Origin of the sequence: Megasphaera hexanoica (assembly GCF_043520715.1) — a bacterium.
Lineage (GTDB): Bacteria > Bacillota > Negativicutes > Veillonellales > Megasphaeraceae > Megasphaera > Megasphaera hexanoica.
In genome coordinates this window covers 1,395,515-1,416,447 of the sequence record NZ_CP171361.1, presented here as the reverse complement: position 1 = coordinate 1,416,447, position 20,933 = coordinate 1,395,515, and the positions used below count along the sequence as shown (strand labels likewise).

Sequence of the window (20,933 nt, the reverse complement as noted above, 5' to 3'; positions counted from 1 at the left end):
CTTATTCTCCTTCCTGTAACTTGTGCCGGCGGCTCTTAGCCGTAGCTATGATTTGATTGATGTAGGCATATACACGTAGGGCGGCTTGATAGTCCCGCTGGATATCGTCGCTATCTTCCCGGGTATTAAGCCGCTCTAATGCTGTGCGTTCTTCATCTTTTAAAAATTCGTCTATGAACTCTTTTAGATCGTCCGCCCTCTGCCCTCTTTCGAGTGTTTTAGCCAGCCGTATCTCCCTGTCTTTGTCGTTGAGTGTCCTATAATCCATTCGGTGTCACTCCCTGCTGTGGCGGCTGTACAGGCGGCTGACTCTGTTGGTTCTGGTTCATATAGTGCTGTACGACGTCTTGTATCGTCGTTGTGCCGGCTGTAGCATTGTTGATAATCTGCATCTGCGTAGCAAGTGGGAGATTGTCAAAGTTAAGCCGCAAACTCGGTATCTTCGCTACCTGCGTCTTCCCTGCGTAGTCGGCTTGTTTCAACGTCAATTGCTTCTGCAGGTCCGCCTGGTCTTTCATAGCAGCTATCTGCAGTTCCTGCTGTGCCGTTTGTTGCTGTTGCTGTTGCGCTTCCGGCGAATCCGGGTCCAGCAGTATTCCCTGCGTATTCTTGAGTCCCATTTCTTCCAGCAGTGCCGTACCGGCGGCGTAATAGCTCTTGGGAGTAGCGACTCCCGCTTGTGATAGTACCGGATATACCTGACTGAGCAGTAACATGTAGCTCTGTATCCGGGCTTCTTTTGTCCCGGCGCCGTTGCCAACGTTGATAACTAGGTCGTAGTCTATATCGAGGTCGTCGCTTGATATGCTTACTTCCTTGTCTTTAAATCGGAACGTCTGGACCTGTTCACCGTACTTCTTGTTTAGCAGGATGATGAACCGTATCATTGGTACTATCCAGTTTTCAGCGAAAAGGCGGGCGATCAGACGGATTCTTTTATCTGCCTGCCCCAGAATTGCCGTTATCCCTGTAGCCGTACTATTAAGGCTGTTAGCATCAAGGCCTTGATTATACTTTGTACTGCCGGTACGGTTTTCCAGTTCGCTTTCAGCGTAGTTGACTACGTCCATCGTAAGTGGCGAAAGGTTAGCTTGCGGCGCATTTGCAATGGCCTGGTTCGGGTCCCCTTTAATCGGGACATATTCGTCGCCGTTCAGCAGTGCGTCTATATCCCCAATCGCTGTGACATCTACAAACTTCTGTTGGTCGTTGTTCTTCGCAACGTTGATGACGATTTGACGGATTAGTGCGGTCTTCAGGTCCTGCAGGCCCTCTACCTGTTCTGCAAGAGCGCTATCGGCAAAAATACGCCGTTTTTCCCGAACTCCACCTATTGCAAAAAAAGGAGCTATGTCAAATTCGTTCGTCTGTACAGAGAGTAGTACATCGCCGACACAATGTACTATCAAATGCTCGTATATGCCGTCATTGTTATAGTCAACGTCTATATAGCATTCATACAGTTCGACGTCTTTAGACGCCGCGTCATTGTCTGTCGGCCGCATCCCGCCTTCATCAAGCTGTGGATTGATGTACTTATCCGCATCCGTGAAGTGTGTGTCCCCGGCGGCTTTCAGTGCTTCGTCTACGTTCTGATACGTCCCGTCCTGCTCTTTGCGCTTTAAGTAGTCGCCTTTTACAATCTTGCGGTGTGCGACAAACTTGCATTGCTGTAGTGAGCCAGCTTCCGGCGTAAAGCGTAGTTCCGTGGGCGGTACATACTGCACTACCGGGTAGTTTGCTGTGACTTTTACCCGGTCGAATTGGATTTCATACAAATCTGGTGCATCTTTCAGTGGCTTTACGCTCTGTACCTCGATTTCGCCGGTCATCGTTGCCTGCGTGAGCATCTCTGCGCTCTGCAGATCGTTGATGTCAAGCATCATCTTGTACCGTGTCCGGTCTTCTTCACGCTTCCACCATACCTTTGCAACGCCTAAATTCGTTCCCAGGGCTTCATCCACTACATCCGTAACCATGCTCGTGTAGTTGTTCTTCCGCATCAGCTGGTACTCAATGAGTTGCTGTATCTTCGTCGCTGTGTCGTCGTTCTGGATAGTACTGCCAGCGATCGTTACCGGCGATTCATTGCCCGTGAAGACTTCTACTAAGCTCGGTTTCATCCACTCAATGATGTTATTGAAGTCCATGCTGACGAACTTACTCTTTTTCGATAAGTTCTCAAACTTATGCTTGTAAAGCTTCTGGTCACCTTTTCGGAGCTGTTCGCGGTGTATAAGCCGTGGTTCGACTTCGCCCTCGTAGTATTTCTTAGCAATTTCCCGGCCTTCTCTTACACTCTCTGTAATCTTTTCGGTTTCTTCCGGCTTGAGTGTATCGAGTGATACCGTCTTTTCCTGCGGCTCTGCCTGCTGTGTGAGCCAGTCTGTCAGGCTCATCTGTGGCGGTGCGTCCCGGCCGAAAAGCCCGCCTACATCCTGTGCTGACGACAGGCTGTTATTAATATCGTCCATCACATCAACTCCTTATTTTAGGGCAATAAAAAAGCGCCCATGGCGCCGAATGGTGGCAGTGTGCGGAGCGGTCCCCGGTTACTGCCATGATTGGGGACAGCCTGCCAGCTATCCCGGTTACATGTATCCTGCCCGATGCATTTTCCCTCTTGTGAGTGCCTTCCACTTATCTGCCATGGACGTATTGTCCCGGTATAGCTTTGCGCATAAGTACGCTAAACAGTCCATCAGATGGCTGTATTCGTTCTTTTCCGGCTCGTCCAGTGTGCGCCCGGCTACGACTTTACGATGATAACCGCCTGTAAACGCCTCGATGAGCATCTGACAGCGTGGGTCCAGCTGTAAGAGCGGCTTGCCGTCCGGTGTGAGTGTCGTCAAGTAGTATCTGACTGCTTCACTGCGCCCGGTTTGTGTGAGTTCGCCTGGCTCGACGGTAATACCGTACCGGTCACGCAATATTTCGTTCGCGGTCTTTTCATCGCTCTGTGCTCGCTGATTCCCTGCCGGGTCCCCGACTGCGCTATAGCTGTATCCGCTGTAAAACGTCTGTAGTTCAGCTTGTACCGCCCGGCCATGGGCCAGCATCCCACAATCCCAGGACTGCAATTCGGATAAGATGAGCAACTGCCCTTTCGCCGTTGTCTGTGCAATGATCGTTGCAGGGGTAAGCCCGTAGTCAAACGACAAAATGAGCGGTCTGCCTTCTATCGGGTGCAGCTCTTCCAGAGCTACATGGCGTTGATAGTCGAATTCCGGGTAGTACTTCGGTTCAGCGCTGACAGTCCAGTTGATTTCGTACTCACGTTCCCAACCTTCCGTAGTCGTGCCCTTCTTTTCATGCTCTTTCCATTCTTCACTGCGTTTGTTGGGGTCTGCAGTGTAGTGTATCCGTGCAATGTACACACCGTTTCTCCGGTATTCGTGTACGCCTTCCAGTACGTCGTGCGGTTCCTGCTCTTCGTCCGGTTCGCCCTCGTTTAGCTGGCCGGTCACTAGCTGACAGAAAAAGCCAGGATTCGCTGATGAGTCAATGAAGATACGTCCGCCACCTTCAATGGTTGGCCGGAGGGAGTTCCATGTCGCTTGTGCAAAGTCCCAGAACGCCATTTCTGTGCAGTATACGACAGAGGCAGTGTACTGGCGGAGCTGGTCGGCCCCTTCTGCAACGGCTCTCAGTTCGACGCCATTGCTGAATTTGATGTAGTCGTAGCCCATCTTTGAGCGTGTCTTTCTCTCTACTACCGGCCATTCGTGTGTTTTTGGAAGATGCTCATACAGAAACATAAGCCGGCTGTCTCCCAGCAAATACGCGCTATCGTCGTACTTCTTAGACTGCACGAATATCGACAAGTTTTTCCCGAACATGGCGTAATGCAGGAGATTAGCCAGGCACCGCCATGTCATCATCATGCGTCGGCTCTTCGGGAATGCCGCTACCTGCTCGTGATGTATGATTTCATCGACTCGTGCAAGATAATCAAGTTTCGGAAAATGCTCTACTGCCCCGCTCTTCGCTTCATTGACTGTATAACAGCAATCGTTTATAAATGCTGTCGGGTCTTTCTTCCAGAGTTTCCATTCCATCAACTGCATTAGCTCGATTTTCTCTTTTAGACTCGTTTTGATAGGTTTATTCACTCTTTTTGTTGCTTTCATACTATCAACCCCGACTCAAGCCAGCTGACTTTGCATAAATATTACTTACCAATCACTTACCATTAACTTACCAATGGCCTATTTCGTATCTTTCAACTTGCTTTCAAGCTCTTTGATGCGCTTATCTACGTCAGATTCTGTCAGCGTTTCGACTTTGACTGCCCCGCCGTCTGCCCCTGTTATTGCGTTTTCCACGCGATCACGCCATTCAGCCCGTTTGCGGTTTTTCAGCCAGAATATTTGAGCCGTCGTGTTGGGCTGTACTTCTTTGTGTACGACTTTCGTTACGACCAGTTCGTCGTCCCGGCGTTCTTCTGTGACTTCATCGTACATATACCCCAGGGCGGATTTGAGAAGCGCGTTCTCTACCTGCCTGTCTACGACCTCTTTACCGTCCTTTAAGGCATTGCGAATGTCGCAAAACTCATTTTCCCAGCGATACAGTGTAGCAACGTTAATACCCATATTAGTCGCTATCTGCTCATCGGTCAGTCCGTCCCTGGCCCATCCCTGCAGTCGTAGCAGCCCTTCTTTTGTCAACCACTCATGATATTTACCTTTTGCCACTGTATCACCGCCATTTCATCAAATACTTAAAAAAATAAGGCCCTGTATGGCGATTTAAGCGCCGATAACAAGGCCTTGCATATATTTATACCTGCTGTTTGCTAACTTTGTAATTCGTTACTTGCTCAATTAACCGGGGATTGTCTATCAATACATTGAGTATCCCTTTTGCAATCAGGTCGATTGCTTTCTCGTCTCCCGCTGGTACGTCTTCAATCCGATACTCGTTTACAATGCCGTGCATAATCTCATGCATCAGCGTTGCCGGTTTGTGTGCCCCACAATTCGCGTTTATCTGTATGAGTGGCTTTACATAGTCTATTGCCCCGTAGCATACAGCATTATCTACTATGATAGGCTCTGCCGTCTCACTGACAGGATATGTAATACTACCAATGCGTACACTGTCAATCATCGTTATCAAGTGCCTCCCTTACTGCTCTTCCCAGTTCCCAGGATACTTCCAGTTCATCAGTACCGTGCCAGTGCCGAACGTAATAGCCCCGATACCGGAGGAAAGATATGAGTCCTTTTACTTCCATTGCCCCGTAGCCGGCAGGAAGGTGATACTTTACAGTGCTTGCACCGGTTTTAGCGGCGGTATACATCGCATGATGCACATGATCATATAAACTTAACGCTGTCAGTTGTCGCTGGTCCTGTGCTGTCGGTATCCTGTCTTCCATCGCAATCTCCCGTATACGACAAATACCCCGGACACGCGGCTATGCATGAAGGTATCCCCGGGGCACTGTCTATGTAGTTTTTGGAGGCTGGGCGCTGTAACGCCCTACATTTCACACTATTATTCTATCATATGCAGAGATGAGTTATTTTTAAAATAAGCAAAATAGTAAAAAAATAAGGCCGATACGTTATGTACCGACCTTTTCACTTATGCTTCCTTCCAGAAGCGTACCGCCCGGGAAGTTTCTTCCCCGAAGGGCTTCGCCGTATACACGGTACGGCTTCCGTCGAACGGGTCATACAAGACTATCGTCTCGGCCCGTTCTGTACCCCAGATGAATGAGCAGTTCCATCCATCTGGGTAAATGTCTTCTTCTGTTTCCGACCAGAAGAAGATGTCTCCGGAATTATACAATTTTTCTGCTTCCTGCCTTGTGCAGGAGGCAAGTTCGTATTCCGGACCGAAGAATCTAGTACTTTCCGCCCGATTGCCTATTTTTCTAAATTCCTTTGTCCCCGATATTTTTTCTACTGCCGTCGTCTTCATATCAACCTCTCCTTTCGGCTTTCCCCGGGACTTCCTCGTCCCTCTTTCTGATTATATTGTACTGCAAGTAGTACAACTTGTCAAGGCTTTTTTAAGATTTTTCTGCCTTTTCTTTGCATGCCTCCTGAATATATGCGGCCATACTTAGACCAGCCATTTCAGCCCAGGTCTTAATCTGCTCTTTGGTCCCCTTGGGGACTCTGATAGTGATTGACTCGTAGTTTTTTGCGAGCCATTTTTTATTGGCTTTTTTTCTACTGTCCAGCATTTTCATTCTCCTTTTTAAATTGTTCGAGACGTATCAAGTAATCGCCATCGGGCTTATCGTCTGCTACTCCTATCACTGGCAAAGCCTGGCACCCGGCACGATACCAGTACAGCAAGAGGTCGCGTACTACAGCCGTAGGATGTTGCCAGCCATTTTCCCACTGCTGAAGTGAGACGATGGATACCCCCGTCCGATCATGCACGGTTTGGCGCGTTACACACGCTTTTTCCCTGGCATCTCTCAGCTCTTTGTCGGGAATACACGACCGTTTCTTCTGGGGCGGGGCTTTTTCGACGAGTGGCTCGATATACAGTTCTTCCAGCATCTTCCGATACTCTATCGCTTCTTCGAGCGTATCGAAGCGTTTTTTCTTTTCGACGCCTTTGACTTTGATGCCGCCCACCCACTTTGAGCGGGTTTTATCCCAGTGCACGCCGCGAACGCCAGAAGTGTTGCTACTTCGTATATTCTTGCTAGTAAGTATGCTCAGATTCGTCCCGTCTTTTGACAGTGATTTAATATCTCCGTGGCCTGGCACTGTCTCCCTGCGCAGACATCCGCAGGAATGGATACCTCCTTGCATGAGTAACCATTTTCTAACTCTCTTGTCGTTGCCACAATCGCAGTGACAGACGACGTACCCGTTGCCAAGCTCTTTCGTCACTACAAGTCTTCCGTAGCGCTTTCCAACGATATTTTTTCTTACTTTACTCATGATTATTCTTCTTTCATTATAGCGCCAGGGCAGACGATATAAGACGTTCCGTGTTCGTCATGTAGGGATACTGCTTTATATCCCATTTTTTCAGCCAGCAGGCTTGCCTGTCGCTGGAGTTCATACGACATTTCCCACTCTTCTAATCCCGGAAACAGGCGATTTATAACTTCTCTCTGTTCTTCGTCTGCTTCCCACGGAACGATCTCGTCGCAAACGATGTCAAGCATGACGTCGGCATCGTCGCCCCACAGTTCACGAGCTGCTCCCACGGAAGAATCTTCATATGCAAGTTCGTTAACGTCTGCAATTTTATCGTCGCTAATGTCTACGCTGTAATAATAGCGCGGTTCAGCTCCGGGACCAAACGCGCTTTCTTTTTCATCTGAAAAGAACATGCCGTTGAACATGTTACCGGCCCGGACTGTCATAGATAATTTATCATAGCTCCCGTGATACAGCTTCATGTTTTTTGTCTCCTTTCTATTTGGGCTTCCCGCCCTCTTTCTGATTATATTGTACTGCATGTAGTGTAATATGTCAATACTATTTTTGATTATTTTTTACGGATTTCTATAGTATATCCACACTTCTCTACAATCTCGCTAAGCTCTACATATTTCATAGATCCGTTTTTGATTTTTGCATTAAGATTCTGCTGAAACATACCGTTTTCGCGGGCGATTTCTGCTTCTGACTTGTCTACATCGATAAGCCATTTTTTCCACATCTTCTGAAATTGTTCTCTTGTCATTTTTACATCACTCCCATCTATTGATTATATACTATTACACATTTTATAAAATGTCAATGACATTATTTATTTTTAAAAAAATAATTAATTTTAGTGTTGACAACACCTAGTAACATGTGATATAGTTTAGACAACAAGAAAAACAGTGTTACACAAAGGAGGAAAACATTATGACAATGTTAAAGAGCGCATACATCATCGACGCGGAAGAATTGCAGAAAAAAATCTTGAGTGAAATTGATTCTGTGAAGCACTGCTATTGTAAATGGAAAGAACCTGGTTCAGAAGATGCAGATTTCTATTACATGCTGTTCAAAGAACATTACGGTGTTTTAAGGATGTTGCTTGCCATTCAGGGCAATAGCGATTCAGAAGTAGCAACGATTCTGAATTACATGAAAGATTTGGCATATCGTGAATCCATTCGCGACCAAATCAACTACCTTGATGACGAAATCGAAGACCTGGGCACAAAGATGTATGAAATCATCAGGAATTTCAAAGTTGAAGACGACGGCGAAAGCGAAAAGCCGCGGTATTATGCGGTCAAAGCTCAGCGAGATGAATTAATCAATCGCCGCAACGTCTTAATCCATAAAATTGCTAAATAGCGGTTGTACGGGGGGCGCAAGGCCCCTGGGTGGAAAAATACAAAGATGAAATCCGTGAATGGTAATAGATGGGCGGTCAGAAATGGCCGCCATTTTTATAAGGAGGCTATAGAATGAAAAGAACAATTTACATGAGCGAACCGCTCGAACGACTTGCAGAAGAAACAAAAGGTGATAGCCGCCGCACAAGCGGTTTTTCCCGGCGTTTAGGAGAAATTGTAGAACGGTACAAGATTATGCTTGAACTTGATACCCCGCCGGAATTGACGGAGACTGAATTGGCAATCGTAGGTGAAGTTCTGGCCGGTGCTGTTATTGATCGCCGAAAAATCCGCGGTCTGCATCTCGACGTGCTGGATGCAGCTACGGGGACTCCCGACGACCGGAAGCAACTGTCTAAGAAAATAGAGGGACTGACAGCCGGCCAAAGGCTGGCACTTGTAGAAAGCCTGGGATTATGAGAAAATTTGAATAAAAAAGGACGGCTCGTAATGAGTCGCCTTTTTTTTACTCTATCACTTTTATTAATCCTAGCTGACACGCCGCCATCTTTGATAGTATCCGTGCCCGGTTGACTATGTGATAGTACGTGTTTGTATCAATGTTTAACTCTGTCATCGTTGTCTTGTAGTCTTCGTTGCTGTACTTCCGGCGTATGACGCGCTTTTCTAAGTCATCTAGTTTGTCATACACGCCCCGTACTACTCTCATCCACCGCTCAGGATTCCGGACAACTACCCCGTCGTACAGTGTGACTTGCTTTAGTTCCGTGGCAAGTCGAATGCCTTCAATGGCTGTCGGGTCAGATACAAATGCATGTCCGCAACTGCCTCCGCTGTGTCCGGATCGCGTGCTTTCTCTTGCCTGTCTGATTGCGCGCTCTATTTCCTTCTGCCGGTAAAACATAAATTCCACAAGCCGCGTCGTTAAATCTGGTGGAGTTCGTTGATTCATAGCATCACTTCCGTTTCTTTCCGGTGGCGTTCCGAAATTTCTGCTCTGATAAGTAAGATTTATAGTCCGAAATGGGTGTATTCCCTTTATATCGCCATGGGTGCTTTTGCCGTTCTTCTTCCCTGCGCTTCCGGTCCGCTTCCAGCTCTTCCGGGGTCATATAGTGTACTTTGCACTCCCCTGGTTTGTAGTAATTCATGCGTTACCACTCCTTACTCTGGCCATGTATATACCGTATGAGAGGCCCATTTCCCGGGCTTTTAAAGCGTTTTCGTCAAGCCGTGATTTCCTCTTTACTGTCCTCTTTTTTGGCGTCTGTCGGGGCACAATGTCTTGTGGCAGGTGCTTCCGGTGCTCTATGTGCCATATTTTTTGATTGACTTTTATGCTGATGTTGTAGCAATCCGGGGAGCAGTATTTACTGTTGTTCTTCTTCCCATTGTGTACCACTTTTTTACCACATATCGGGCATATACCCGGCTCGGGATGGTGTATTTTCTCGTTTAACCGGTCTATACAGTCATCGCATATCTTCCACTTTGCTCCCGTATCTTTGCCGCATATGATACAGATTTCTCCCATTCTATCGCCCCCTGTCTGCTTCTTTCACTCTTATAGCTGCATCCGTTATTTTGTCAACCAGCTTACCTATCTGGTCTTGCGTAAAATCCGTACCGTTCTTGATGTTTTCTGTTGTCAGTACATTAGCAATCATCATTTTATTCATCGTTGCGTCCGTCGGGACTATAATAATCAATGTTACACACACAAAAAATACGATGCATAGCTTCTTCACTGTATTTATCACTTTGTTGGTGTACCAATTATCAGGACCGTAGTCGCGTACATGGTCACAATGAAAAGCATATGCCACTACGCACGCGATTATAGACAACCCAGCACCGATAACAGCCATAAAATGTAGCGTATTTAACACACTTACTAGATAGAACCACCACGGGTTTATGATGTAATCCATTATTTATCACGTCCTATTTAACAAAACCATTCTTTTATGCGTTGCCACGGGCTTTTATGTTCTTTCCAGCTGATTCTGTAATACACATCTTCACAACAAATATCATCGTATACGTCTGTATGCTTAGTTACTGTAAAGCCTTTTTCTTTTAGGGACTCTATCGCCTCTTCTTCTTGGCAGGTAAAAGGCCCATGGACTTCCAAAACATATTTACCTTTATTGGCCGCCTGTTGTATGCTTCCTATGTACTGCGGGTACAGCCTTTTTACCTCCCTGTAACCATTCATTTTCGCCAACAATCTTGCTTCTTTTGCTGTCTTTATCATGTATACCCCATCCCTTATGATGGGCCCCGGGCCAGCCATGTTCCGGGGCCTCTTGTCATCAATACACTATATACCAATCGTTAGCCAGCATGTCCGTTTGAGTCGGTGCCCAGCCAATGATGAGCTGATTTTGAGCGTTCTTCATGTCAATATGCGGCATGATTTCCACGGAATCGTCTTTATCAAAAGAGTTTATAATCATTTTGCGCGTATTTTCTTTTAAGTGGCGGCATGTCACATTGCTTCCGTTTGTCATATAGATGTACTGCCCCTTACCATTCCATCCACGCCGAGAGCATCTCAGGCCTTGTCGTAAGTATACCAGTGCATCACCAAAATCTAAATCAGTTTCACTCGGCCATACAGGTTTATACGTTTTCTTGAAAATATCCGGTTTACATGGATATTGCTCTCCGTTTACGCCCGTGATGATGAAATCGCCGACACTGGCTTTCATATCGCCTTCTAATGTATGGATAATCATTTCTTTGTCTGTCTGATAGGCTTCGATCACAACAGGTTTTTTTACGTATTTAGCCATGTTCTATCTCTCCTTTTTCGTTCATACTCTTGCTTATCTCTGATTTAACGGTTTCTATCATGCAATAATTGATCGTGCGGATTTCGTTGCCTTCTACTGTAAACTGGGCCGGGTAGGCCATAGGGCATTGGCCATCTCTGACGCAATGCTCCATGGCGCGGTCCTTAGTACACATATGTATACGGAAGGCTTCTAGCAGGTTTAACAGCCTGATTTTATCGTCTTTACTCATTTGTCGTTTTCTTTAACCGTGTCGATTTCGTCACCTTTGGAGAAAAATAGATCGCGGTTTTTCTTTGCTCTGGTAGTCCATTCGTCAGGCCGAAAATAATCGCTATCTGTTAAGACATACCGTGCTTGCTTCGGTTCTCCCATCCAATTGAATTTGACATAAACGACATTTGGAATATCCCATTTCGTTAATCTTGTTGTAACGCCGTTTCCGTACCCACCTGGAGGGACTTCAACGCCTGTCACTTTGGTGTGTGATTTCTCACATAGCACGGCTTCTTCTTTCGAGTGCCAATGTTTCCCGCACTTGTCGCAGACATACTCTGTCGTCATCATGCACACCTCTCAGTCTTTTACACAAATGTTTTCCCACTTTTTGTAGACGTCAACGTAGGTTTCGCCCTTGTCGCCGTTATGTGTGACTTCATAGTACATGCCGTCTGATACACTTGTGCTGACTAAGCACTTCCAGTTTTGCAGTGTTTTGCAGAACCAGACGACAAATACGTCATCCATCGTGATTTGCTTCTTATCGGTTTTGTCAGCATGAGCGTTGAAATAATCCATTACAATCTTTCTTGCTTTTTCCTGCATCTGTATTCATCCTCCTGTGAATTTTATTAAGTGGTCTAAGATACAATGACTAATTTCCTGTCATCTCTATTTGTTTCTCCCTTTATCTGCTCGTAGCAAATTCCATGCCATATTGACAATATTGCAGTGTCCGGCCCCGTCTTTCTTTGCGTCCAAAAGGGCCAAAAGCTGTTCTTCTTTATATGCTTCCATGCTACTCCCTCCAGCTGATGATGTAGTATGGACTTCTTTTGACTGCCAGTTGGCCAATGCGGTCTAAAACAAAGTCGTTTGGATTTATTTCGACAACTTTATATCCCAATTCGTCTAGCTTTTTCATTTTTTCGCTAGTCATGTCTTCAGCTTCTATCTTCAGCATGTAACCGCCTTCTCTCGCGGCGTCTCTTATCTTTTTCATGAGACACCTTATTTCAGATGCTTTTGTGTATTCTCTCATTTCTTCCGCTGTGTAATTTATTTCTGGAATGCACTCCGTACAGATTTTTCCCATGTCTTTTTCTCCTTATATTGTACTAAATTCGGCATTTTTCCCCTTTTAATCCATGCTTTATGCAAGGTCATCTAACCACTTCATGCTCTCGTTTCGTCACCTCAAAATCCACATCTTCGTAGCAAATAAACTGGTATTGCGCGGCTTCCTCTTCGCCAAATTTATTGCGGAATTTTGCATAAACCACATTCGGTCGTAATTTGTCACGTGTATACGCTTTTCCTGGCATGACGTGGAATTCAATTAGTTTTCCATGTTTATTTTCGCACGCTACGGCTTCTGCTTTTGTATCATACATAGTGCCGCATTGCTCACAAATGTATTTAGTCTTCATCTTCTACCTGCCTCCTTGCTTCTTCATATATCTTGTCTAAAAACTTTCTCGTCTCTTGCTGGCCGTAAATGTGCTCCAATACTGTAACGGCCATTCTTTCCGCGCCGAAATATATCCCGTAATCAAGTGCTGTACCAAAATCATCTTTATGACCGGCCTGTACCTCTTTTAAGGTCCTCAATGTTGTAATGCCGTAGCCCAACAGCACGTCATGCATGGCGTTGATGAGATTAGTTTTGTCCATACGTATCACCTCGCCTTTTAGCCGATTCCTGGAAACTGCCCAGATTTTCAAGCCAGTTGAATAAGCACGTACGCGTTCTATTGTCCCATGCCGGGCATACGTGTATATGCTGTATTTCCCCCCGGTTGATGTAACAACATCCGTGTTCAATGACGCTTTCGCAATACAAATCACAAAATTCTGCTTTTTTCAGTCCGGCCAGCCACATAAACATGTGTTCTTCTGTTATCGTCATTACGCTTAATCCTCCATTTAATCAATGATGTCGTCGATGTCGTACGCCGCGTTAAATTCATTCGGTCCGGCTATTGTAAATTCGCCTTTTGGACGGGCAAGTAAATACTCATCGCTATGTAACGTCAGAAGTTGAGCAACATCAATACCATACCACCCCTTACCAGCGATTCTAATTGTGAGGCTACCTTCTTTCTGCTCGCATTCAGCGCGACTTTTCTTGCCACCAACGGTTACAGATATTCCATACCCGCATTTAGCGGATACTATATAAATAATTATTGCAATACTGCTCGTGCTTCCGTCATATTGCGTAGCAAACGTCACGTCTTCCGGTTTATGCACTTCGTATATCATGCTTATACCTCCTTCAGTCTTTCATCAATCTTTTCTTTCAGTTGTATCCAGCGCTTGTCCATGTCTTTACTCATCCAGCGCTTGTCTATGTCTTTGCTCAGCCTATCGGACAGCTTCATTTCTTCGTCTATGTCCCGGCTCATAATAGCCAGATACTTCTTGTCCATGAGTGGTATTTTCCACTCTATGTATTCGATTGTCAGCCCTACAATATAGCTATTACGTGTTAACGCATACCGTAAGGCCGATACCATCATTTGCTGGAAATCATCGTCAATTGGTACTTGATACATTCGTTGTCACCTCCATGGTATTTTATAGCAATGCATTAAATATACTTTCGAAAATTGGTACAGGTATTGAGTTACCGGCCTGCTTATACAGTGCTCGTCGAGAATTAACACCGGCGGCCGCTTCGAAATCTCCGTCGTTGTATCCTTGTAGCCTCCAACATTCTCTTTCCGTCAAGTATCTGTATTTGCCATTACCTATGGGAAGACAGCCACTACCCGGCGTTCTGTCTGGTCGCTCCGTGATTGTGTAGCAGTAATCTTTGATAATCGGCAAGCGGCGCACAGTCCCCGTTTTCCCGATTGCCCGTAACATACTGGGCGCCTTGACGGTATAAAAGTCGTCTATCGGGCCGTTTTCTAAATAGTTGGAAATGGGTTGCATAGGCTTTCGTTCAAGTGTATCAAAGTCAAAATCTTGACCGCCCAACACCGATATAGTAAATATTCGCTGTCTAGCCTGCGGCAGGCTAAAGTCTCTAGCATCCAACATGCTAAAGTTGCTTGTGTAGCCCAGATTTTTCAGCTCATCCATGTACCGCTCATGGTTATGCACCATGTAGCGACTTCTTACATTCTTTACATTTTCCCAGATTATAATTCTCGGCCGCCACAATCCCATGTTTTTAACGATATTTAGTGTTTCCCACATGAGTGACGATCGAGTACCACTCCCTGGGTCTGCCCCTTTTTGACGCCCTGCAATAGAGAAGTCCTGACAGGGGCTACCGTGAATAAGGATATCAGGCTTTAAGTTCCATCCGCGGACGTCCTGCGTTTTATATGGAAGTTCGCTATTGAATATGGCATTGTAGCTGCGCACTGCTTTTTCGTCGATTTCTACGTAATCTATCGCTTTTACGGGAATACCTAAATTCCGCAATGCAACTCTAGGGCTGCCGATTCCGCCGAACAATTCTAATATTTTCAGCAATCAAATCACCTGTTATTCCTCTCTATGTTTTGCAGATTTTATTTCCAGCTCTGAGTATTCCATGACGGTCTTTATCGCGTCGGCAACGAGTGCGCATACCATTTCATCAACGTGCTTATCCCCGCTCCAACGGTTCCAATCTTTTTTATACCTGGATAATCCCTCGTCAATCATTTCTTCAATTGAGTTGGTATCTGATATATCTTCTAGATACACCTCGTTTTTATCGTCGAACTCTTCCCGTATGTGTTCGTTTACAATTTGTTTACCCGATACGTTGAAATTCAGTTCCCGGATTAAATTAATAAACGAAAGTTTGTCTTCCACGATGTATTCTGGATTAGTTTCCTTTGTGTAATCACTGAACGACTTCTTAATCTGCGCCCTGAAGTCGTCCCAGAACTTATACTGATGGAATTCACTCATATCATGCGGGAAAATCGTAATCACAATCCCTCGCGGAAATTGCAAAATGTATCTTTCTGTCATGCTATTCACCTCCGCCTAGACTAACCACTCCCGCTGAAGTATCATGGCTTTACCCTCTCTTTCCACCTTTTGAGCGTGGCACGGTCGCCGCCATATACGCCCAGCAAAAAGCACAGATGATTCGATGACGTTCCACCGTCGTATCCTGTGCCACGCAGAATCAGAAAGGAAACGACCTCTGCAAATGTCGTATGCATGTTACGGTGATACGTCATGAAGTTATCCATGATACGTTCCGCCTTTTTAAAGTCAAAGCCTTTCGGGAAAAGCGGATGCCCTGAGGCGTCGAAATATATGTCGCGTTCATTCACTGTCTTCACCTCCTGGATACCCTCGGTTTAATCGAGGGTATTTCCGTCGTAAAAATCTAAATCAACAAAATAATCTCCGTCTCCAAGGTCACGACGGTCCGCCGAAAACGGTCGGCCGTGGCGTTCCCACAATTCGCGCTGCGCTTCCAGGGCCTGCTTGGTAATCCGGCCATTCTTAAAGCGTTTGCTTGCCAGCGTCCGCAGTTCATCATCGCTCATTCCTGATACTTTCACGCTACTCATCTCCTAGACCAACCACCCGGCCGGGCACCGTTCTTCTGACGGTTCACCGGCCATTAATGCGCATTTATGCGGCGTGTTAAAAATGCAGTTTTGACATCCGCCGTCGGTATCATTTAGCATGTCATTACAATATATTTTGATGCTTTTGGCACAAGACATTAATTTTTCTTTGCTTTCTTCGGTGTAATTCACGCTCATCCGCCTCCTCAATCCACAAACACGACATTTCCGTCATGGTCTACATACGACGCATGTAACCTCGGGTCTACGTCTGATTCAACACAATTTGTTACCGATTCTAATTTCGGTTGCAAATCATTTATTGACATTTCATCCGGCGGCATTTCTTCGCCTCTCAGCTTGTAGCACGCATGGCTGAGAGCGCATGTATCACATGTGTTTTCGACGCAATACCTAATGATCGTCATTGCCGCCTGCCTGGCTTCTATGTCAGTTATCACTATCTGTCACTCCTTCCAGATAATCATCTTCTTCTGGCTCCTCTATGTCTTCATAGGCCGGGTTTCTCCATGGCCCCATCTTCATGCACCAGTCATCAATGGCACACCCTTCGCATGTCGGCTGATTCCTCTGGCAGTAAATGTGCAGATAGTTTACTGCATCTATTGCCTTAAAGTCATCCATGCCTACATGGTGCCAATTTCCAGTATCGCCTATAAGGGCGCTGTTCATCAGTATTCTCGTTCGGGACTCACTGTATTCCATTCTGAGTTCATCGTGTACGGTATCCCGGATTGCACGGTAGCGATGCAGGTATTCCTTTTCCCCTGTATCCGTCCACGCTCTATATGCTTCCGCATACTGTTTCAACAGCTTTATATATATTTCATGGCTTTTCATCGTCATCCTCTGCCTTCTTCCTGATTTCCGTCACAATTATTTTCGTTGCGTGTACCATCTGCTCGATGGCTTCTTCGAATTGCTCGTACTTCCTTGTTATCCAGCGGATTATCATGCCGATTATGCCCATCGTGATCACGATCATGTAGTGTGTCAGGCATGTCGCTGTTACTAGTAGTGAAACACCTAGCAGCCCTAACCAACCAGCACATAAATATAGTACCGTGCTGGCTTTCATCTCAATCGGTTGGATTTTCACTGTTTGTTTCCTCCCTGATGTCCTTAAATCGTTCAAAATCGCCGTTTAACAGCTTTTTATTTAACTTCGGGTGCAACTTGTACAGCGGGTAATTAACGTTCGTTATTTCGCTTATTTTGACGATTGTGCAGGGGTCTTCTTTGTCAATCCCCGCTATCATCGAGTCATCGATTCCTGCGATGTAACCGTCGTCTTCGATGATGCCCGCGCTTTCGAGGATATCCGCCGTCGCCTGGACCAGCCCGAAAAGGTCGGGCCAGCCCTTGCGGTTCGGCATGTAATACGTTGCGGCCATCGTGACGGCGCAATCAATTGGCTTTTTGGGCCTTATTTGCTCTTTTAACTGCCATATAGCGTCTTTGGCATATTCTCTATATGCTTTACCCTGTATAAGCCCGTAGCGTGTCTTCTGGAGCGAATTTTTCTTAGTCATTGGCCGTCCGTGTATCACAAAACGGTACTTCACGTGTGTAATCATCTCCCTTGTCATCAATTTTTAAAGTAAAATTGTTCCAACTCCTAAAACGTAGCCAATCAGTACGGCCAGCAGTGTGAACTGTAGTCCTCTCTGCAACTCTGTTTGCCGCTTCACTGTCTGCCGTTTGAATGTTTCAAAATTGGACTGCAGTTCAGCTAATTTATCTTCCAATTTATACCCGTGTTCTTCATTTACGCCCAACCTCATCCGGATTGCTTCGTTTGCCTCTTTAAGCTGTTTGACTCCCGCTTTTAAGTCCTCTATGTCCTGCTGTTTCCTCATCTGGACGTGATACATAAGGTCATTTTTCATATCGGCATTCCGTCCTCTCCGTAGATTTTTCCGTAACGCTTCATCCAGCCATCCAGCGCGCCGAACTCTAGCCGGCATTCCGTATGTAGCATCCAGAAGAATTCTGTCAGCTTGCAGTTTCCCTCTATCAGTGCCCACATGTCGTTTTTGACATACGCCTGTAACAAATTCAGTTTCCGTTTGCCGAATTTGTATTTCGTGCAGAGAATGAACGACGTGAGTTTGTACGTCACTTCTGCCGCTTCTAGATATCTTTTCTTGTCTTCACTCTTACGTACTGGCGGCCGTCCCAGGATGCGTTTATAGGTATCGTCTCTCTCGACGATTTTAACAACCCTATGCATGTAATCATGGTACATGTTGGGGTCCATGCCGTTGGCGTCATTGGTTTTGTCAATTATTTGTTCCGTAAGGCCCGTCCATTTGCCATTTTGGATTTTGCCGAACCAGTTCATGATGCCGTCCATTTTTGGCTTGCCATACAGAAAATGATCGTGCAGGTTTTTATAGAAAATCAGCAGTGTCACAACGGCCCCGATATTGTCCGGCCGGTGCATCGTCCGTGCCGCCTGTGCCGCCCGTATTGCACCCCAGTTCAGTTGATACATCTATGATTTCCCTCCTCTTGATTTCTCCTGTAGCTGCATCGCATGTGTACCTCGTGACAATTAGTCCATAGTCGAACTGGCATGACGTGATGTATGCCAACGCCCGGCGTAATTTGTTCGTAAGTACCCTTTTACGACCGTACTCGTCGCTTACTTCGTAATAGGTCTTTTTACTTTTCATCGTCGCCCTCCGGTATCTGCATCGAATGATATTCCATGGTGCAGTCTTTACATAGCCGGTTCAGGTACCATAATGCCTTTTCGTAGTCCTGGGTTTCTGCCCCTTTCAGTCCTGCCCGGCTGAGATACTTGATTACGTTCCCTTTCAGGAAGCCCCTGTATTCCGCCTGTGTGAGTTTTGCTTTCAGGAAGTCTATGACTTCGATTCCCCCGGCTGTGTAATGTCTGGGATGGTTCACATTATCCATGTTTCTTCTTTTTCCTCCTTTTGTACTTAGACATGTACGAGTTTGAATTTTTTATAAAAAGTGCTTCATCTATTTCCTTCCATGTAAGGCCAGCTTCATGCATGGCCCGGCACTCTGCGCCACGATTGAAGGGAAGCCCGTCTAAATCTTTCCCGTGTTGCCGTTGTCCCGTCTCGTATAGTGCAAAACTGTCTTCTATCGTTACCGGCGTCGGGTGCCATATCGCAATGGCCACGGCACACCAGTTGGCACCATTCAGAACGTTGAACGCTGACGGGCTTCTCATTCCTTTCCTCCCGGCAATGCCTTTATCTTGTCCAGAAGCTCCTCTACCTCGTCCGGGTCCAGCCAGCCAATCACGTCGTTTGTTATCGGCGTCTTATAATTAATTTTCCCGTCCTTCAGGACTGCCAGTTCATAGAATCCTTCCGGCCCTCCGTATGAAAGGTGGTTCCTGATGACGCTTGCCCCGTAGCCGTTCTCAAATTGGAAAATGTATCGTTCGTTCCCCCAGTCTGAACGGCTTTCTTCCGGCTGATACTTTCCGAATTTCATGCGATCATCTCCCTGTACTGCCAAAACCTCCGCTTCCACGCTGTGTTTCTGTCAGCGTATCCACTTCCTTGAATTCGATTTCAACGTTCTTTTCTATGAGTCCCTGCATAAACCGTTCGCCTTTCTCGATGATTTCCGGCAAATCGCCGACATTATCGAACAGCCCTTTGACTTCGCCACGGTATGAGCTGTCGATGATACCTACACAATTGGATTGTCTCAATTTCCGATGCGCTCCGTAGCTCGACCGCATGAACAGTTTCATGTGATACCCTTTTGGGATTTCAAACGCTACCCCCGTACCGACTAACACTCCCGTTTCTCCCGGATAGATGACTACTTTTTCCGGTGCGTAAAAATCGAAACATGCGTTTCCCTCTGTGATGAGTGGTAACTTCACGTCTTCCGTTCCGTAATTGTCTAACCATTTCTTAATCCGTACCTGCATACTTATCTCTGTTCCTTTCTAATGCGCGAATTTTGCCGTTTTTAGACGTTTTAGGTTTGTGCCCATACGTTTTCATGCCGTGCGGTTTGCAAGCCCTGTCATCGGCACACACGGGTACTTCTTTTCCATCTGCCAGTACAACGTAGTGGCAGAACCCTGTAAGTGGCTTTCCGCAATAATAACAGTGCTTCATGGCGTCACCGCCTTAGAATGGGATTTCTTCCTGTACCGGCTGGCCCATCCGGTTGAATCCGTTGTCCGTTCCTCCGCTCATTTTCGCGATCGGGTAGACCATATCAACAGCCATGTATGTTTTGTACTGCTTTTTTCCGTCCTGACCATCCCAGGAACGTGTCTTGATTTTTCCCATTACAAGGACATATGCCCCTTTTCCCATTTCTCCCATGCGTTCGGCTGTCTTTTCCCATGCTTCACACGGTACATAATCCGGTGCGTATTCCTCGCCTGTCTGCCGGTTCCGGCCATTGTTGCAGGCCACTGTAAACGACGCCACTGCCTTCCCCGACTTCGTGGAACGTACATCCGGTTCCTTTGTGAGATTTCCGATTAATTCTACTTTGTTCATGACAACATCTCCTTTTCTACATTCCCATTTTGTCTGTAAGCATTTGAATATTACTTTCGATTTGTTTATGATTTGATGTTTTCAACACCCCGATAAAGACGTTCACTTCTTCGTCCTTATGGCTTTCAACCAGTTCTTCATACACCCGGCGGAATTGTGCCCGTAAAATTCCGGTATCTTCGACCGGGGTACAGCATATATCTTTCCATCCCATGCGTTCGACTGCTTCAGCAATCAGCGGTGAAGTGAATTTCGGCTTCCCACAATACCCGGTTGCCCGTATCTGCCGTTGTACCTCTCCCCATGCCGCTCCTGAGTCCGGTTCCTGGGTACCGGCTTCCGCCTTCCTGATATCCAGTGCCGTATCCCTGATTTCTGCAATGCTCGGCAGGTACTTGCTTGTGTATATTAATTTCTTGACAGCCTTGTCGATGTATTCCGGGTCGATATCAACTAGCATTTGTACGTAAAAATCGAATTGATCTTCTGCTAAATCCTTCCTGAAAGCCAACTGCAGTGGTGCCAGTGCTTTCAGCGTGTTCACTTTTGATTTCTCCATATGCCATCT

Annotated in this window: 43 protein-coding genes; 2 read left to right on the top strand and 41 right to left on the bottom strand. The window is 46.2% G+C overall.

Annotated elements, in window-relative coordinates:
- Position 1: 1 nt before the first annotated feature.
- The 11 genes from ACGTIC_RS07065 to ACGTIC_RS07015 all read right to left on the bottom strand — a co-directional run bounded on the left by ACGTIC_RS07065 (position 2) and on the right by ACGTIC_RS07015 (position 7,668).
- The gene (locus tag ACGTIC_RS07065) at positions 2-268 is read right to left on the bottom strand and encodes a hypothetical protein (protein ID WP_113856106.1); all 267 of its coding nucleotides are present in this window, start codon (positions 266-268) and stop codon (positions 2-4) included.
- Positions 258-2,474 (bottom strand): hypothetical protein, encoded by a 2,217-nt coding sequence (locus tag ACGTIC_RS07060; RefSeq protein WP_113856107.1) that lies wholly within the window; start codon positions 2,472-2,474, stop codon positions 258-260. Before ACGTIC_RS07060 ends, ACGTIC_RS07065 begins: the two co-directional genes overlap by 11 nt.
- A gap of 117 nt (positions 2,475-2,591) precedes the next feature.
- The gene (locus tag ACGTIC_RS07055) at positions 2,592-4,130 is read right to left on the bottom strand and encodes a hypothetical protein (RefSeq protein WP_113856108.1); all 1,539 of its coding nucleotides are present in this window, start codon (positions 4,128-4,130) and stop codon (positions 2,592-2,594) included.
- A gap of 78 nt (positions 4,131-4,208) precedes the next feature.
- Positions 4,209-4,697 carry a helix-turn-helix domain-containing protein gene (locus ACGTIC_RS07050; protein WP_113856109.1) on the bottom strand — a complete coding sequence of 163 codons (489 nt, stop codon included), beginning with the start codon at positions 4,695-4,697 and terminating at the stop codon, positions 4,209-4,211.
- 85 nt (positions 4,698-4,782) lie between these two features.
- On the bottom strand, positions 4,783-5,112 hold the full coding sequence (locus tag ACGTIC_RS07045) for a hypothetical protein (protein ID WP_113856110.1): 330 nt from the start codon (positions 5,110-5,112) through the stop codon (positions 4,783-4,785).
- Positions 5,105-5,383 (bottom strand): hypothetical protein, encoded by a 279-nt coding sequence (locus ACGTIC_RS07040; protein WP_113856111.1) that lies wholly within the window; start codon positions 5,381-5,383, stop codon positions 5,105-5,107. Before ACGTIC_RS07040 ends, ACGTIC_RS07045 begins: the two co-directional genes overlap by 8 nt.
- Positions 5,384-5,592: 209 nt before the next feature.
- Positions 5,593-5,931, bottom strand: coding sequence for a hypothetical protein (locus ACGTIC_RS07035; RefSeq protein WP_113856112.1), 339 nt, complete (start codon positions 5,929-5,931; stop codon positions 5,593-5,595).
- Between the two features lie 91 nt (positions 5,932-6,022).
- Complete coding sequence (locus ACGTIC_RS07030; protein WP_257536531.1) at positions 6,023-6,199, bottom strand: hypothetical protein; 177 nt, start codon at positions 6,197-6,199, stop codon at positions 6,023-6,025.
- Positions 6,186-6,863, bottom strand: a complete 678-nt coding sequence (locus ACGTIC_RS07025) for a hypothetical protein (RefSeq protein WP_162816269.1) — start codon at positions 6,861-6,863, stop codon at positions 6,186-6,188. The genes ACGTIC_RS07030 and ACGTIC_RS07025 overlap by 14 nt, the downstream gene beginning before the upstream one ends.
- Before the next feature lie 53 nt (positions 6,864-6,916).
- Complete coding sequence (locus ACGTIC_RS07020) at positions 6,917-7,381, bottom strand: hypothetical protein (RefSeq protein ID WP_113856114.1); 465 nt, start codon at positions 7,379-7,381, stop codon at positions 6,917-6,919.
- A gap of 89 nt (positions 7,382-7,470) precedes the next feature.
- Positions 7,471-7,668: a hypothetical protein gene (locus tag ACGTIC_RS07015; RefSeq protein WP_113856115.1), complete on the bottom strand. Its 198-nt coding sequence runs from the start codon at positions 7,666-7,668 to the stop codon at positions 7,471-7,473.
- A 170-nt stretch (positions 7,669-7,838) separates the two neighbouring features.
- Here ACGTIC_RS07015 and ACGTIC_RS07010 point away from each other — a divergent pair, with 170 nt between their 5' ends.
- Positions 7,839-8,279 carry a hypothetical protein gene (locus ACGTIC_RS07010; protein WP_113856116.1) on the top strand — a complete coding sequence of 147 codons (441 nt, stop codon included), beginning with the start codon at positions 7,839-7,841 and terminating at the stop codon, positions 8,277-8,279.
- 113 nt (positions 8,280-8,392) lie between these two features.
- A complete protein-coding gene (locus tag ACGTIC_RS07005) occupies positions 8,393-8,740 on the top strand; it encodes a hypothetical protein (protein ID WP_113856117.1) in 348 nt (115 codons plus the stop codon).
- Positions 8,741-9,237: 497 nt separating this feature from the next.
- On the opposite strand, the gene ACGTIC_RS07000 is transcribed toward ACGTIC_RS07005, so the two are convergent.
- The 30 genes from ACGTIC_RS07000 to ACGTIC_RS06855 form a co-directional block, all read right to left on the bottom strand.
- Positions 9,238-9,432 (bottom strand): hypothetical protein, encoded by a 195-nt coding sequence (locus ACGTIC_RS07000; protein WP_113856119.1) that lies wholly within the window; start codon positions 9,430-9,432, stop codon positions 9,238-9,240.
- Positions 9,429-9,815 (bottom strand): hypothetical protein, encoded by a 387-nt coding sequence (locus ACGTIC_RS06995; protein WP_113856120.1) that lies wholly within the window; start codon positions 9,813-9,815, stop codon positions 9,429-9,431. The genes ACGTIC_RS07000 and ACGTIC_RS06995 overlap by 4 nt, the downstream gene beginning before the upstream one ends.
- Position 9,816: 1 nt before the next feature.
- Positions 9,817-10,212 (bottom strand): hypothetical protein, encoded by a 396-nt coding sequence (locus ACGTIC_RS06990; protein ID WP_113856121.1) that lies wholly within the window; start codon positions 10,210-10,212, stop codon positions 9,817-9,819.
- A 17-nt stretch (positions 10,213-10,229) separates the two neighbouring features.
- Positions 10,230-10,538, bottom strand: a complete 309-nt coding sequence (locus ACGTIC_RS06985; protein ID WP_162816270.1) for a hypothetical protein — start codon at positions 10,536-10,538, stop codon at positions 10,230-10,232.
- A gap of 58 nt (positions 10,539-10,596) precedes the next feature.
- Positions 10,597-11,079: a DUF2829 domain-containing protein gene (locus ACGTIC_RS06980; protein WP_113856123.1), complete on the bottom strand. Its 483-nt coding sequence runs from the start codon at positions 11,077-11,079 to the stop codon at positions 10,597-10,599.
- Positions 11,072-11,311, bottom strand: coding sequence for a hypothetical protein (locus tag ACGTIC_RS06975; RefSeq protein ID WP_113856124.1), 240 nt, complete (start codon positions 11,309-11,311; stop codon positions 11,072-11,074). Before ACGTIC_RS06975 ends, ACGTIC_RS06980 begins: the two co-directional genes overlap by 8 nt.
- Positions 11,308-11,646, bottom strand: coding sequence for a hypothetical protein (locus tag ACGTIC_RS06970; protein WP_162816271.1), 339 nt, complete (start codon positions 11,644-11,646; stop codon positions 11,308-11,310). Before ACGTIC_RS06970 ends, ACGTIC_RS06975 begins: the two co-directional genes overlap by 4 nt.
- A 9-nt stretch (positions 11,647-11,655) precedes the next feature.
- Positions 11,656-11,904, bottom strand: coding sequence for a DUF6275 family protein (locus ACGTIC_RS06965; protein ID WP_113856126.1), 249 nt, complete (start codon positions 11,902-11,904; stop codon positions 11,656-11,658).
- 66 nt (positions 11,905-11,970) lie between these two features.
- Positions 11,971-12,096, bottom strand: a complete 126-nt coding sequence (locus ACGTIC_RS06960; RefSeq protein ID WP_257536532.1) for a hypothetical protein — start codon at positions 12,094-12,096, stop codon at positions 11,971-11,973.
- Between the two features lies 1 nt (position 12,097).
- Positions 12,098-12,394: a hypothetical protein gene (locus tag ACGTIC_RS06955; RefSeq protein WP_113856127.1), complete on the bottom strand. Its 297-nt coding sequence runs from the start codon at positions 12,392-12,394 to the stop codon at positions 12,098-12,100.
- Positions 12,395-12,461: 67 nt separating this feature from the next.
- Entirely contained in the window at positions 12,462-12,728 is a 267-nt protein-coding gene (locus ACGTIC_RS06950; RefSeq protein WP_113856128.1) for a hypothetical protein, read from the bottom strand.
- Positions 12,718-12,972: a hypothetical protein gene (locus ACGTIC_RS06945; RefSeq protein WP_113856129.1), complete on the bottom strand. Its 255-nt coding sequence runs from the start codon at positions 12,970-12,972 to the stop codon at positions 12,718-12,720. Before ACGTIC_RS06945 ends, ACGTIC_RS06950 begins: the two co-directional genes overlap by 11 nt.
- The gene (locus ACGTIC_RS06940; RefSeq protein ID WP_113856130.1) at positions 12,959-13,207 is read right to left on the bottom strand and encodes a hypothetical protein; all 249 of its coding nucleotides are present in this window, start codon (positions 13,205-13,207) and stop codon (positions 12,959-12,961) included. The genes ACGTIC_RS06945 and ACGTIC_RS06940 overlap by 14 nt, the downstream gene beginning before the upstream one ends.
- A 17-nt stretch (positions 13,208-13,224) precedes the next feature.
- Positions 13,225-13,563, bottom strand: a complete 339-nt coding sequence (locus ACGTIC_RS06935) for a hypothetical protein (protein ID WP_113856131.1) — start codon at positions 13,561-13,563, stop codon at positions 13,225-13,227.
- Positions 13,564-13,565: 2 nt separating this feature from the next.
- Complete coding sequence (locus ACGTIC_RS06930) at positions 13,566-13,856, bottom strand: hypothetical protein (RefSeq protein WP_113856132.1); 291 nt, start codon at positions 13,854-13,856, stop codon at positions 13,566-13,568.
- Positions 13,857-13,878: 22 nt separating this feature from the next.
- Entirely contained in the window at positions 13,879-14,787 is a 909-nt protein-coding gene (locus ACGTIC_RS06925; protein ID WP_113856133.1) for a DNA cytosine methyltransferase, read from the bottom strand.
- A 12-nt stretch (positions 14,788-14,799) separates the two neighbouring features.
- Entirely contained in the window at positions 14,800-15,276 is a 477-nt protein-coding gene (locus ACGTIC_RS06920) for a hypothetical protein (protein WP_257536533.1), read from the bottom strand.
- A 41-nt stretch (positions 15,277-15,317) separates the two neighbouring features.
- A complete protein-coding gene (locus ACGTIC_RS06915; RefSeq protein WP_113856134.1) occupies positions 15,318-15,587 on the bottom strand; it encodes a hypothetical protein in 270 nt (89 codons plus the stop codon).
- Between the two features lie 27 nt (positions 15,588-15,614).
- Positions 15,615-15,830, bottom strand: a complete 216-nt coding sequence (locus tag ACGTIC_RS06910) for a hypothetical protein (protein ID WP_162816272.1) — start codon at positions 15,828-15,830, stop codon at positions 15,615-15,617.
- 450 nt (positions 15,831-16,280) lie between these two features.
- A complete protein-coding gene (locus ACGTIC_RS06905; protein WP_113856138.1) occupies positions 16,281-16,697 on the bottom strand; it encodes a hypothetical protein in 417 nt (138 codons plus the stop codon).
- Positions 16,678-16,950 (bottom strand): hypothetical protein, encoded by a 273-nt coding sequence (locus tag ACGTIC_RS06900; protein WP_113856139.1) that lies wholly within the window; start codon positions 16,948-16,950, stop codon positions 16,678-16,680. Before ACGTIC_RS06900 ends, ACGTIC_RS06905 begins: the two co-directional genes overlap by 20 nt.
- The gene (locus ACGTIC_RS06895; protein ID WP_257536534.1) at positions 16,931-17,383 is read right to left on the bottom strand and encodes a RusA family crossover junction endodeoxyribonuclease; all 453 of its coding nucleotides are present in this window, start codon (positions 17,381-17,383) and stop codon (positions 16,931-16,933) included. Before ACGTIC_RS06895 ends, ACGTIC_RS06900 begins: the two co-directional genes overlap by 20 nt.
- Before the next feature lie 63 nt (positions 17,384-17,446).
- Entirely contained in the window at positions 17,447-17,740 is a 294-nt protein-coding gene (locus tag ACGTIC_RS06890) for a hypothetical protein (RefSeq protein WP_113856140.1), read from the bottom strand.
- Entirely contained in the window at positions 17,737-18,348 is a 612-nt protein-coding gene (locus ACGTIC_RS06885) for a hypothetical protein (protein WP_113856141.1), read from the bottom strand. The genes ACGTIC_RS06890 and ACGTIC_RS06885 overlap by 4 nt, the downstream gene beginning before the upstream one ends.
- Positions 18,349-18,518: 170 nt before the next feature.
- A complete protein-coding gene (locus tag ACGTIC_RS06880; protein WP_113856142.1) occupies positions 18,519-18,776 on the bottom strand; it encodes a DUF3310 domain-containing protein in 258 nt (85 codons plus the stop codon).
- Entirely contained in the window at positions 18,769-19,062 is a 294-nt protein-coding gene (locus tag ACGTIC_RS06875; protein ID WP_113856143.1) for a hypothetical protein, read from the bottom strand. Before ACGTIC_RS06875 ends, ACGTIC_RS06880 begins: the two co-directional genes overlap by 8 nt.
- Positions 19,059-19,331: a hypothetical protein gene (locus ACGTIC_RS06870; protein ID WP_113856144.1), complete on the bottom strand. Its 273-nt coding sequence runs from the start codon at positions 19,329-19,331 to the stop codon at positions 19,059-19,061. The genes ACGTIC_RS06875 and ACGTIC_RS06870 overlap by 4 nt, the downstream gene beginning before the upstream one ends.
- 4 nt (positions 19,332-19,335) lie before the next feature.
- Positions 19,336-19,779, bottom strand: a complete 444-nt coding sequence (gene dut, locus ACGTIC_RS06865; protein ID WP_113856145.1) for a dUTP diphosphatase — start codon at positions 19,777-19,779, stop codon at positions 19,336-19,338.
- Between the two features lie 205 nt (positions 19,780-19,984).
- Positions 19,985-20,365 (bottom strand): single-stranded DNA-binding protein, encoded by a 381-nt coding sequence (locus tag ACGTIC_RS06860; protein ID WP_113856147.1) that lies wholly within the window; start codon positions 20,363-20,365, stop codon positions 19,985-19,987.
- Positions 20,366-20,381: 16 nt separating this feature from the next.
- Entirely contained in the window at positions 20,382-20,924 is a 543-nt protein-coding gene (locus ACGTIC_RS06855; RefSeq protein ID WP_113856148.1) for a replicative helicase loader/inhibitor, read from the bottom strand.
- Between the last annotated feature and the right edge of the window lie 9 nt (positions 20,925-20,933).